Origin of the sequence: Sphingomonas sp., assembly GCF_036387535.1 — a bacterium.
In the GTDB taxonomy this organism is placed as follows: Bacteria; Pseudomonadota; Alphaproteobacteria; order Sphingomonadales; family Sphingomonadaceae; genus Sphingomonas_R.
In genome coordinates this window covers 12,550-25,019 of sequence record NZ_DASVTO010000048.1, presented here as the reverse complement: position 1 = coordinate 25,019, position 12,470 = coordinate 12,550, and the positions used below count along the sequence as shown (strand labels likewise).

Annotated in this window: 8 protein-coding genes; 6 read left to right on the top strand and 2 right to left on the bottom strand. The window is 67.5% G+C overall.

What is annotated here, in order from left to right:
* Window positions 1-183: 183 nt before the first annotated feature.
* Window positions 184-825, bottom strand: a complete 642-nt coding sequence (locus tag VF649_RS04065) for a GntR family transcriptional regulator (protein WP_331010678.1) — start codon at window positions 823-825, stop codon at window positions 184-186.
* Window positions 826-1,005: 180 nt separating this feature from the next.
* Here VF649_RS04065 and VF649_RS04060 point away from each other — a divergent pair, with 180 nt between their 5' ends.
* The 6 genes from VF649_RS04060 to VF649_RS04035 all read left to right on the top strand — a co-directional run bounded on the left by VF649_RS04060 (window position 1,006) and on the right by VF649_RS04035 (window position 9,469).
* Complete coding sequence (locus tag VF649_RS04060; RefSeq protein ID WP_331010677.1) at window positions 1,006-1,932, top strand: hydroxymethylglutaryl-CoA lyase; 927 nt, start codon at window positions 1,006-1,008, stop codon at window positions 1,930-1,932.
* On the top strand, window positions 1,929-3,977 hold the full coding sequence (locus tag VF649_RS04055) for a hydantoinase/oxoprolinase family protein (protein ID WP_331010676.1): 2,049 nt from the start codon (window positions 1,929-1,931) through the stop codon (window positions 3,975-3,977). Before VF649_RS04060 ends, VF649_RS04055 begins: the two co-directional genes overlap by 4 nt.
* An 11-nt stretch (window positions 3,978-3,988) precedes the next feature.
* Window positions 3,989-5,854 (top strand): hydantoinase B/oxoprolinase family protein, encoded by a 1,866-nt coding sequence (locus tag VF649_RS04050; RefSeq protein ID WP_331010675.1) that lies wholly within the window; start codon window positions 3,989-3,991, stop codon window positions 5,852-5,854.
* 5 nt (window positions 5,855-5,859) lie between these two features.
* Window positions 5,860-7,059, top strand: coding sequence for a CoA transferase (locus VF649_RS04045; RefSeq protein ID WP_331010674.1), 1,200 nt, complete (start codon window positions 5,860-5,862; stop codon window positions 7,057-7,059).
* A complete protein-coding gene (locus tag VF649_RS04040; protein WP_331010673.1) occupies window positions 7,059-7,688 on the top strand; it encodes an isochorismatase family protein in 630 nt (209 codons plus the stop codon). The genes VF649_RS04045 and VF649_RS04040 overlap by 1 nt, the downstream gene beginning before the upstream one ends.
* Before the next feature lie 194 nt (window positions 7,689-7,882).
* Window positions 7,883-9,469, top strand: coding sequence for a carboxylesterase/lipase family protein (locus tag VF649_RS04035; protein WP_331010672.1), 1,587 nt, complete (start codon window positions 7,883-7,885; stop codon window positions 9,467-9,469).
* 35 nt (window positions 9,470-9,504) lie between these two features.
* Here the strand turns inward: VF649_RS04035 and VF649_RS04030 are convergent, their stop codons facing one another.
* On the bottom strand, window positions 9,505-12,336 hold the full coding sequence (locus tag VF649_RS04030) for a family 78 glycoside hydrolase catalytic domain (RefSeq protein ID WP_331010671.1): 2,832 nt from the start codon (window positions 12,334-12,336) through the stop codon (window positions 9,505-9,507).
* Between the last annotated feature and the right edge of the window lie 134 nt (window positions 12,337-12,470).

Below are 12,470 nucleotides of genomic sequence, written 5' to 3'. Positions count from 1 at the left end.
CGTCAAGATTGTTTTGCGCGCCGAACAGCCGGCTGCATCGCGCCCGGACAACCGCTCCCGCCTGAATCCCGCCCTGCAATGGCAGCGCGCCGCGATACCCGGACATGTATACACCGGCCCGGGCCGGCTACACGACGGCGGGCATGGTCGCCGGCCTTCAGCGCCAGCGGTCAGGGCAGGCGATCAGGCGCCATGCTCGTTGCGATAGACGTGGAACGCGCGCCGGATGTGCGATGTCATGACGGCGCGTGCCCAGTCGGCATCCCGCGCCTCCAGAGCCGCGACGATCTCGATATGTTCGGCCAGGCTGCGGCGCAGCTGGTCCGCGTCGTAACGCAGAGCGGTCCGGTGGACGATCGGCTGCAGCACCAGCCGGTTGATCATGTGCGCAAGCCGGTCCGACGCCGCGGCCTGGATGATCAACGCATGGAACTGGGCGTTCTTGGCGAGGAACGTATCGACGTCGGGCAGCGTGCGCTCGATCGCCGCATCGATCGCCCGGACGTTGCCGTTCAGTGCCGCCAGCATTTCCGGCGTAACGCGTTCCGCCGCCTGCGCCGCGGCGTGACCCTCCAGCATCGTCCGCAGCGTGAACAGTTCCTCGACGTCGTCGGTCGACCAGTTGCTGACGAACGAACGCTGGCTGTCGCTGCGCTGGATGAACATCTCGGCTTCCAGCCGGTGCATCGCGTCCCGCACCGGCGTGCGCGACACGCCGCAGATTTCCGCCAGCTCCTCTTCCTTCAACTGCGCGCCCGGCGCGAGCACGCCCGCCATGATCTGGCGCTTGATCTCGTCATAGGCGCGGTCGCTGGCTCTCGACATGGTTCTGGTCCCGTCGCGCATCCAAACTCGGTCGCGCTCAATGATCGGCCTTAGTGGCCCGCCGGGTCGGTCGGCACAAGCGGTGACGTCGCCGCAAAGGGGGCCGACAAAAGGCTTGCCAAATGTATACATGAATGGGAGATCAATGGCGTCAGGGGTGAGGGCGAGGAAAAAGGCGGCATGCCAGACGGCATCGAAATCGTGGAGGTGTCGCCGCGCGATGGCCTGCAGAACGAATCACTGCAAGTTTCCACGGAGAACAAGGTCAGCCTGATCCGCCACGCGCTCGCCGCGGGGGTCCGGCGGATCGAGGTCGCCAGTTTCGTGAACCCGGCGAAGGTACCGCAGATGGCGGACGCGGAAGCCGTGATCGCCGCCCTTCCGGATACGGGTGCGGTATACATTGGATTGGTTCTGAACCGCCGCGGGGCGGTGCGGGCGCTGGAAACCAAGGTCCAGCAACTGGGCGCCGTCTGCGTGACCACCGACAGTTTCGCGATGCGCAACCAGGGGCAGACCAGCGCGCAATCGCTGGATATCGCCTGCGACGTGGTGGGGGCGGCGCTGGCCGCGGGCCGAAGTGCGCAGATCACGATCGGCGCGGCGTTCGGTTGTCCATTCGAAGGCGAGGTGCCGCATGACCGCGTGATCGCGATGGCGCGGCGCGCGGCGGCCAGCGGCGCGGTCGAAGTGGCGCTTGCCGATACGATCGGGGTCGCGGTGCCGGCACATGTCCGGGCACTCGTCACCCAGGTTCGCGGGGCGATCGCGCCGCTTCCCGTCCGCGTGCATCTGCACAACACCCGCAACACCGGTCTCGCAAATGCCTGGGCGGCGGTGGAGGCGGGCGCCGCGACCATCGACGCGGCGATCGGCGGGCTGGGCGGCTGTCCGTTCGCGCCGGGCGCGGCTGGCAACGTCCCGACCGAAGACGTCGTCTACATGCTCGAACGATCGGGCATCGCGACCGGTCTGGATCTCGACGCGCTGATCGCGGGTACGACCTGGTTTTCCGGCATCATGGGTCGCGCCTTGCCCGGCATGGTGTCCAGGGCCGGACGCTTCCCGCAAGCCGCAATCTCCGTTCTCGAAGGGGTGGAACAATGAGCTATCGTCTCGGTGTCGATGTCGGCGGCACCTTCACCGACCTGCTGCTGCTGGAGGAAGAATCGGGCCGGTTCTGGCGGCACAAGACGCCGTCGACCCCCGCCGACAGTTCCATCGGCATCCTCGACGGGGTGGAGGCGGTGTGCGCCAAGGCGGGCGTCACGCCCGCGGATGTGGAGGTGTTCCTGCACGGGACCACCGTCGCCACCAATGCGGTGCTGGAGGGCAAGGGCGCCCGTGTCGGCCTGATCGTCACCCAGGGTTATCGCCAGATCATGCAGATCGCGCGCAGCTATGTGCCGGGCGGGCTGGCGGGCTGGATCATCTGGCCGAAGCCCGAACCGCTCGCTGCGCTGATCGACACGGTCGAAGTCGCCGGACGGATGGACGCGCAGAGCAACGAACTCCGCCCGATCGACGATGGCGAAATCCGCGCCGCCCTGAGCCGGTTAAAGGCGCAGGGCGTGGAGGCGATTACCGTATCGCTGGTCAACGCCTATCTGAACGGCGCGCACGAACTGCGGATCGGCGCGCTTGCCGCCGAAATCTGCCCCGATCTGCCGATCTCGCTCAGCCATGAGGTGCTGCCCGAGATGCAGGAATATGAGCGCACGTTGACCACGGTCGCGAACGCGGCGGTCCGCCCGATCGTCGGCAACTATGTGCGCAACCTGCGCACCAAGCTGCGCGGCGCGGGCATGGCCGGAAAACTGTCGCTGCTGCGGTCCGACGGCGGGCTGATGTCGTCGGAGAAGGCGGAGGCGCATCCCGTGTCGCTGCTGATGTCCGGCCCGGCGGGCGGCGTGACCGGCGCCCTGTGGGTCGGCAAGAAAAGCGGCCTGCGCAATATCCTCACGCTGGATGTCGGCGGCACGTCGACCGACGTCGCCCTGATCGAGAATCTGGAACCACGCCGCGCCCGCACGACCGAGGTGGGTCATCTGTCGGTCCGGGCTTCCTCGCTGGACGTGAAGACGGTCGGCGCCGGCGGCGGATCGATCGCCTATGTCCCCGAACTGACGAAGGCGCTGCGCGTCGGTCCGCAAAGCGCGGGCGCGGTGCCGGGGCCGGTCGCATATGGCAAGGGCGGAACGCAGCCGACCGTGACCGACGCCAATGTCGTGCTCGGCTACTTGCCCGAATCCTTGCTGGGCGGCACGTTCAGACTGGACCGCGAAGGCGCGAAGGCCGCGGTGCAGACCATTGCCGATGCGCTCGGGATCGGCCTGATGGAAGCGGCGCGCGGCATCATCGACATCGTCAACGAAATCATGTTCGGCGCGCTGCGCATGATCTCCGTGCAACAGGGCTATGACCCGCGCGGCTTCGCGCTGATGGGGTTCGGCGGCGCCGGGCCACTGCACGTCAATGCGGTCGCGCGGCTGATGGGAAGCTGGCCGGCGGTATCGCCCGTGTCACCGGGCGTGCTCTGCGCGCTGGGCGATGCGACGACGCGGATGCGCACCGAAACGGCGCGCAGCTTCTCGCGCCGGTTCGGCGACACCGACGAGGCGGAGGTGCTCGCGATCCTTGATGACATGGCCCGGCAGACCCGCGATGAACTGAAGGCGGACGGCATTGCCGACGCCGATATCACCAGCCTGTTCGAAATCGATGTCCGCTATGAGGGCCAGGCGTTCGAAGTTCCGCTGTCGATCGATGCCGAAACGCTCCGCCGTGACGGGCTCGCCGGCATCATGGCCCGGTTCGATCGCGAACATGAACGGCTGTTCACCTTCAACATGGCCAGCCCGCACGAACTGGTGAACCTGCGCGCGGTCGCGCTTGGCGTTGCGCTCGATCTGCCCGCCGCGACGCTGCCGACGGGGGACGGCGACCCGCGGCAGGCGCGCCTGCGCGACCATGAGCTGTGGATGGACGGCGGCATGCACCCGGCGGTGATCTACGATCGTGCGCTGCTGGAACAGGATGACGTGATCCCGGGTCCGGCGATCGTGATCGAAATGGATTCCACCACGCTGATCGAACGCGGCTGCATCGGCACCGTCGATGCCGTCGGCAACATCCTCATCACCCTCGCCTGAAGGGACCTGCCATGCCCGCAAAGATCATCGAGACCAACGCCACGCCCTTTGCCCGCGTGCCGATCGATCCGGTCACGCTGGAGGTGATCGAGAACGCCCTGCGCAACGCCCGCGTCGAAATGGATGCGACGCTGGTGCGCACCGCCATGTCGCCCGGCATCCGGGAACAGGGCGACGCCTTTCCCCTGATCGCCGATCACAAGGGGCGGATGATCGTCGGCCAGTTCGGATCCTTCATCGGCGGCTTCCTCGACGGGTATGACGGTACGCTGGAGGACGGCGACATGATCTTCCTGTCGGATCCCTATTCGGTCGGCGGCGCGATCAGCCATTCGAACGACTGGCTGGTGCTGCTTCCGGTGTTCAAGGATGGGCGGATCGTCGCCTATACCGCGATGTTCGGGCATCAGAGCGACATCGGCGGCAAGGTTGCCGGAAGCATGCCGATCGACGCCCATTCGATCTTCGAGGAAGGGGTTCGCATCCCCCCGGTCAAGATCTGGCGCAAGGGCGAATATAATGAGGACCTGATCAAGCTGGTGATGCACCAGACGCGCAAGCCCGACTGGTGCGCGGCCGATCTCAACGCGCTGATCGCGTCGTGCCGCGTCGCATCGCGCCGGGTGATCGAGATGTGCGAACGGTTCGGCGACGATGTCTATATCTCCGCTACCGAGGAACTGCTCGCCCGCAATTACCGCGCGATGAAACAGCTGATCGAAACTTCGATCGGAGAGGATCCGGTCGATTTCGAAGATTATCTGTGTGACGACGGCATGGGCTTCGGACCCTACAAGATCAAATGCACGATGTGGCGCGAGGATGGCCGCGTCATCCTGGATTTCGCAGGCACCGATCCCCAAAGCCCGGCATCGATCAACTTCTTCCTGAACGAGAACATGTTCAAGATGTTCTTCGGCATCTACATGATCATGGTGTTCGATCCACAGATCCTGTTCAACGACGGCTTCTACGATCTCATCGACGTCCGCATCCCCAGCGGGTCGTTGCTGAAACCGGCGTTTCCGGCGGCGCTGTCGGGACGGACGCACGCGCTCGGCCGGATCTTCGACATTCTTGGCGGCCTGCTGGGGCAACGCACGCCCGAATTCCTGTGCGCGGCGGGCTTCTCGTCGTCGCCGCACCTTTTCTATTCCGGCACCGACCGCAACGGCCAGTATTTCCAGCTATTCCAGATCGGCTTCGGCGGCATCCCCGGGCGTCCGATGGGTGACGGGCCGGACGGGCATTCGCTCTGGCCCGGCTTCACCAACGTGCCGAATGAGTTTCTCGAACGCTATTTCCCGCTGGTGATCGAGCGGTACGAAACCGCGCCGGATTCGGGCGGCGCCGGGCTGCACCGTGGCGGGAACGGCATCCACATGACCTACCGCTTCCTGGAACCCGGCGTGGTCGCGATCCATGACGACCGCTGGTTCATCAAGCCATGGGGCGTCAATGGCGGCGAACCGGGCGCACGGGCCCGCAAGATCCTGGAACGGGCGGATGGCACGCGCAGCATCGTCGCGAACAAGCTGGAACAATTGATGGTCCAGGCGGGCGACCAGCTCCACTTCATCACCTGGGGCGGTGGTGGATGGGGCGATCCGCTCGATCGCGATCCGGTGCTGGTGGAAAAGGAAGTGACGCAGGGTCTGGTCACGGCGGACGGTGCGCGGCGCTACGGCGTGGTCGTCGGGGATCCGGCGGCGACCACCGCCTTGCGCGCCGTGATGCGCGCCGCCCGCACCGGCCCGTTGCCGCTGTTCGACCGCGGGGGTGAGATCGAGGCCCTGCGCGCCGCATGCCTGGAGGAGACCGGCCTGCCCGCCCCGCGCCAGCCGGTCTGGGCCCATGCCGCGATCGCTGCGGAGTGACCGGCGTGACAGGAACCACCGCGAATACTGGCGCGCTCCAGGACATCCGCGTCATCGAACTGGGGCAGCTGATCGCCGGCCCCTTCTGTGGCCAGCTGCTCGGCGACATGGGCGCGGACGTCATCAAGGTCGAACCACCGGGCGCGGGCGATCCGATGCGGGCCTGGGGCCGCGGCGACCATAAATTATGGTGGGAAGTGGTGTCCCGCAACAAGCGCGCCGTCTCCGCCAATCTCCGTGTTCCGGCGGGGCAGGATCTGGTGCGCCGGCTGGTGGCCGAAGCCGACATCCTGATCGAGAACTTCAAGCCCGGCACGCTGGAGAAGTGGAACCTGGGGCCGGACGCGCTGCATGCGATCAATCCGCGGCTCATCATCGTCCGCGTCTCCGGCTACGGCCAGACCGGGCCTTATGCCGCACGCGCCGGGTTCGGCGGGATCGGGGAGGCGATGGGCGGATGGCGCTACATCGTCGGCGATCCGGATCGCGCACCCAGCCGCATGGGCCTGTCGATCGGCGATACGCTGGCGGCGACCTATGGCTGTCTCGGCGCGCTGGCCGCGCTGCATGCGCGGGAACGCACGGGCAAGGGCCAGGTGGTGGACAGCGCGCTGTACGAAGCGGTGTTGCAGGTCACCGAAAGCCTGATCCCGGAATATGTCGCGTCCGGCTACATCCGCGAACGCTCTGGTTCGGCGCTGCCGGGGATCGCGCCGTCCAACGTCTACGCCTGTGCCGATGGAGAGTTTCTGATCGGCGCGAACCAGGATGCGGTGTTCGCGCGGCTGTGCGCCGCCATGGGCCGGCCGGAACTCGCTTCCGATCCGCGCTATGTCGACCATGTGTCGCGCGGGGCGCATCAAAAGGAACTCGACGCGCTGATCGAAGCCTGGACGCGGACACTGCCCAAGGCGGAGGTCGAACGGCTGATGATCGAACATAGCGTGCCGTCGGGCACCATCTACCGCGCGCCCGAAATGCTGGAGGATCCGCATTTCGCCGCGCGCGAGGCAATCGTTTCGATGGATCATCCGCGATGGGGCGAACTGAAGATGCAGGCGAGCTTCCCCAAATTGTCGGACACGCCCGGTTCGGTGCGCAGCATCGCCCCGCAACGCGTGGGGGAGCATAATGACGAGGTCTATGGCGCGCTCGGCCTGTCCGCGGAGGAACGCGCGGCGCTCGCGGCGGCGGGCGCGATCTGATGATCGACGATCATGCCGGCGGGTTTGACGGGCGGCTGGCGTTCGGGCGACGTCCGGCGCTGATCGTGGTCGATGTGGTGATGGCCTATCTGACGCCGGGTTCGCCGCTGTACGCTCCCGGATTCGCCGCCGCGTTTGCGGTGAACGAACGGCTGGTCGCCGCGGCGCGCGCGGCCAGGGTACCGGTGATCTTCACCAATGTGGTGTATCAGCCGGGCGGCGCCGACGGCGGCGTCTTCTATCGCAAGGTGCCGGCGTTGCAGGCGTTCCAGCGTGGTCGCGCCGACGGTGCCTTCCCGCCGTCGCTGCAACCGCGCGCCGACGAGACGATCGTGTCGAAACAATATGCCTCCGCCTTCTTCGCGACATCGCTCGCCTCCACCCTGACCGCCATGGCGGTGGATACCGTGATCGTGACCGGCTTCTCGACCTCCGGCTGCGTCCGCGCCACGGCGCTCGATGCGCTCCAGCACGGGTTTGTGCCGTTCGTCGTGCGCGACGCCTGCGGCGACCGCGACGCCGCGCCGCACGCGGCGACGCTGTTCGATCTGCAAGCCAAATATGCCGAAGTGGTGGACGAAGACGCGATCACCGGACTGATCGCGGCGCATGGCGGGCCCGCCCGATGACGCACGGCGATCGTCCGGAATAGCGCCGGCGATCGCGACCCGCGCGAAACCCAGCATGGGCGCGCCACGGCAGACCGGCGTGTCTGGCGCTTTCTTTGTTGCACCAAAATTGCCGCACGGTCGTTCCGCTGTTCACCCGACGGTGGCGCGCTATGCTGACCCCGGGTCATGGGCTTTGGGCGGAGGCAACAATGGTGAAACCGGCACGAAAAATCCTGCTGGCATGGCTGGTGGCGACGTCCACCGTCGCCAACGCGGCCGGAGACGCGCCGATCGTGACGGTCGAGAGCGGCCGGCTGCAGGGCGTGGCCGACGAACGCCTGCCGTCGGTCCGCGTGTTTCGCGGCATCCCCTTCGCGGCTCCGCCGACCGGCGCGCTGCGCTGGCGGGAACCGCATCCCGCTTCCTCCTGGTCGGGCGTTCGTCCGGCAACCACCTTCGGCCCGCGCTGCATGCAGCAACCGCTCTTCTCCGACATGATGTTTCGCTCGCCCGCCCCCAGCGAGGATTGCCTGTACCTCAATGTCTGGACCCCCGCGGACGCGGTGCAGGGGGCCAGGCGCAAGCTGCCGGTGCTGGTCTATGTCTATGGCGGCGGTTTCGTCGCGGGCGATGCGTCCGAGAAACGCTATGACGGCGCCGCGATGGCGGCACGCGGGATCGTGGTCGTGACCATGAACTACCGGCTCGGCATATTCGGCTTTCTCGCGCATCCGGAGCTTACGGCCGCGTCCCCGCACGCGGCATCCGGCAATTACGGGCTGCTCGATCAGGTCGCGGCGCTCGACTGGGTCCGCCGCAACATCGCGGCGTTCGGCGGCGACGCCGGCCGCATCACGATCGGCGGAGAATCGGCAGGCTCGATATCGGTCAGCGCATTGATGGCGTCCCCGCTGTCGCGCGGCGCGATCGCGGGTGCGATCGGGGAAAGTGGCGCCTTGATGCAGAAATGGACTCCGCCCGCGCGGGCCGAAGCCGAGCGGAACGGCGCGACCTTTGCCAAGGCGGTGGGTGCCCCGACGATCGCCGCGCTGCGGGCGATGCCGGCGGATACGCTGCTGGCCGCGCAGGGCAGGATGAACGACCTGCGCTTCGGCGCGGTGATCGACGGATATCTCCTCACCGAAGCGCCGTCGGTGACATTCGCCGGCGGCCGCGCAGCGCGCGTGCCGCTGCTGGTGGGCGCCAATTCGCAGGAGGCGCCGGCCTCCGCCGTGCTGGGCGACGCGCCGCCGACCGTCGCGACCTACCGCCGCGGCCTCACCCGCGTGCTGGGCGACACGGCGGATGCCCTGTTCGATCTGTATCCGGCGAAGACCGACGCGGATGTCATGGCGGCCGCGACGGCGATCGCGAGCGACGATTTCCTTGCGCTGCCGACGTGGAAGTGGGCGGATCTGCAACGCAGGACGGGCGCGCCCACCTTCTACTATCTCTACACGCATGTCCGGCCCCGCATGGTGACGGACGCATCGGGCAATCCGCTGCCCTGGGGTGCGGTGCACAGTGCGGAAATCGAATATGCGCTCGGCAATCTGGATGCCAATCCACTCTACGCCTGGACCGCGGACGACCGGAAGGTCTCAGCGACGATGAGCGGCTATTTCGCAAACTTCATCCGGACGGGTGACCCCAATGGCGGCACCCTGCCCGCCTGGCCGAAGGCATCGCGGAACCCGGCCAGGATCCGGCGCCAGCGGATCGACGTCGATACCCGCAGCGTCCCCTTCCCCGAACAGGCGCGCTACGAAGCAGCCGAGTCGCTGCTGTCCATGCACTGACCAGCGGCGGAGGGGGCCGCGAGCCTGCGCGATCCTCACCGGGCCGCTGGCGGATCATAGGGCGTTTCGAACGCATAGGATCCCGACCCGACATCGAACGCCAGTCCGGAACCACGCACATCCACGGCCCGCAGTCCAACGATCCTGGAAAGCGGAACGCCTCCCTCCCGCACCGGCTCCACGTCCGTGACGGGCAGGCGGACCCGGGCGGTCGCCCCGGCCGGGATCTCGACCGCGACGCGGAGTCGCTTGCGCGCGACCGCCCAGTCGCACGCCACCGTCCCCACCGCCGAATCGAAAGCGGCCTTTGCGCTCGCCAGCCCGGATACGGGTTGCGGCGCGATCATAATCGGTGGGCCGTCCCGGCGCGCAAAGTCGATGTCCAGCCCCCCCAGGCCGCCATAAAACCACTGTTCGATGTGACCCAGCATGAAATGATTTTGCGAGTTTGCCGGGTCGCCGTTCCAGGCCTCGGTCAACGCCGTGGCGCCCGACGCGATCTGGGCGAGGTAGCTCGGTGCATCGGTCCGCTTGAGCAGATCGTACAGCACATCGCCGCGCCCTTCCGCGTTGAGCGCCCGCACGACATAGTGGAAGCCGATGTCGCCGGCGGATACATGGTCATCGCGTTCGCGGATCGCGGCGATCAGGTTGGCGAGCACGCGCGGACGATCGGCCGGCGGCGCGATGCCCAGCGCAAGCGCCATCGCATTCGCCGCCTGGCTGCCGCGATCATAACGCGCCTGGACGGGATCATATAGCTTGGTGTTGATCGTGGTGCGGACCGCCGCGGCGCGTTCCGCAAAATCGCGTGCGGCGTCCGCCCGGCCCAGAATCGCGGCGATACGCGCCATCGCGTCCAGGTCCGCGTAGAGCGTCGCGGTGCCGGTCATCGCCAGCGAGGTCAGTTGGGCCGGCCCGGACGGCTTTGGCCCGATGTCGAACCAGTCGCCCAAGCCGTAGGCAATCAGCCCCTCCTGCGCCCGGCCCGCCAGATATCGGGCGTACCGGACCATCGCCGCCCAGTTTTCGCGCAGGATACCGGCGTCGCCATAGGTGCGATATACGCTCCACGGGCCCAGCACGATCGCGGTGCCCCATTCCGGGCTGTCGCGAAAGGCGGTGTCGCTTCCGTCCCCGTTCAGGAACTTCACATATTCGGGTGCGATCGATGGCACCATGCCGTTCGGCTGCTGCGTGCCCCGCATGTCGCGGACCATCTTCTCGTACAGCGTCACCGCGTCGCGATTGAGCGTCACGGTCGTCGCGTTCAGATAGATCTGCTCCAGCCAGCCCAGTTTCTCGCGGTGGGGGCAATCCGTCACCACCGACGCCAGGTTGCTGACCAGCGCCTGCTCGATCAGCGCATGCACCTCGACCAGGCGCGGATCCGCGCAGGCGAAGTGGCCGGTTCTGGCCAGGCCGGCATGGAGCACGCAGCCCTCCAGCGAAACGATCTGATCGGCTGCCGCACCCTCGACCTCCAGATAGCGATAGCCGGTGTAGGTGAACCGCGGTTCCCAGATTTCCTCCGCATCGCCCCTTGCCACATAGCGGAAGTAGATGCCGTCCCTGCCGTCACGCTGCCCGGTCATGCTGCGCTGGTCGACGGTCCCGTCCGGCATCAGCAATTCGCCGGGCCACAGCGTGATCGTCTGTCCGGCCCGCGCGCGGCGCAGCACGATGCGCGGCCGGCCCGCGAAATTGACACCGAAATCATAGCGCAGATTGCCGTTGGCCAGCCGCTGCACGCCGGTCGGCGTGATCCTGCGCGCGCGGGATACCGGCGGAACGCCGTTGGTCACCAGCGCACCCCCGGGGCCCGCAATCTCGTGCGCCCGCGTCCATTCGGGGCCCATCGATCCGGTCGCCCAGTCGCGCGCGATCCGGCGTGCATCGCAATCCTCGCCGCCATAGATCGAGGAAAAGGTGACTGGACCCGCGCGCGTCCGCCACGCAGGACCGGACGTCACCACCTGCTCGCTGCCATCGGCCAGGATGATCCGCAGCCGCGCGATCAGCCGGAGCGGACCGTTCGACCGCCACAGCTTGGCATATCGCCCGGCGACATTCTCCACCGCGAAGAATCCGTTGCCCAACATGACCGCGATCGCGTTCGCGCCGCTCCGGAGCAGCGCGGTGACGTCATGATTGTCGTAGATCACATAACGGGTGAAATCGGTCCACCCGCCGCTCAGACCGCCCGGCTGGACCTCCACGCCGTTCAGGAAACAGGCGTGATGACCAAGGCCCGCAATCGCCAGATAAGCGGCCCTGATGTTCCCCGGCACCCGGAAGTCATGGCGGAACAGGGGCATGACGCGCCCTTGCGCGCGTTGTCGGTCCGCCACCTCCTGCGTCGGCGCGGTACCGTCCGGTTCGGCGGAAATCCACGCCGCCTGCCACGGACCGGGGTGGATCAGGCCGGTGGTGAACCGGCCCGCCACCGTCTCGGCGGTGCTCCCGGCACCGGCATCATGGATCGTGATCCGCCATTCATAGGCGGCCTGCGACACGAGCGGCAGGTCATGGGAGGGGCGCCATGCAAGCGCATCCGACCGGACAAACCCGGTATCGAATACGACCGTGCCAGGCGCCACCCCCGCCCCGGCACCCGCGAACAGCCGGATGCGGAAGCCGCCCTGGCGAAGGTTCCGCGCCCCCTTGGCCGCGGCAAGGATCCAGCGGAACCGCGGCCGGCGGGTGTCGATGCCGCACGGGTCGTGCAGCCATTCGACCGTGGCGCGGCGCAGCGTCAGCCGCGCGCGCCCGACCCGGGCCGCCCCGGCCGGGGATATCGCCGCGGCAACGCTGGCCCCGACCAGCAGCTTTCCTGCCTCGCGTCGGTTGGTGGGCAACACGGACATCCTGCTCTCCCTGCCGGCGGTGATCCCGTGCCGGCCACCCGACCGTCGCCAGGACAGGCTCCGTCCCGGGCCCTTTCCGAGGCTCGAACGGTGCGGGCACCGGGATCGGACCCTTGATAGATCCGTCTGCCGAA

Bases quoted from the DNA above. Each gene is read 5' to 3' on its own strand.
- VF649_RS04040 (WP_331010673.1), top strand. From the start codon at position 7,059: ATGATCGACGATCATGCCGGCGGGTTTGACGGGCGGCTGGCGTTCGGG.
- VF649_RS04065 (WP_331010678.1), bottom strand. From the start codon at position 825: ATGTCGAGAGCCAGCGACCGCGCCTATGACGAGATCAAGCGCCAGATC.
- VF649_RS04060 (WP_331010677.1), top strand. From the start codon at position 1,006: ATGCCAGACGGCATCGAAATCGTGGAGGTGTCGCCGCGCGATGGCCTG.
- VF649_RS04050 (WP_331010675.1), top strand. From the start codon at position 3,989: ATGCCCGCAAAGATCATCGAGACCAACGCCACGCCCTTTGCCCGCGTG.
- VF649_RS04030 (WP_331010671.1), bottom strand. From the start codon at position 12,336: ATGTCCGTGTTGCCCACCAACCGACGCGAGGCAGGAAAGCTGCTGGTC.
- VF649_RS04055 (WP_331010676.1), top strand. From the start codon at position 1,929: ATGAGCTATCGTCTCGGTGTCGATGTCGGCGGCACCTTCACCGACCTG.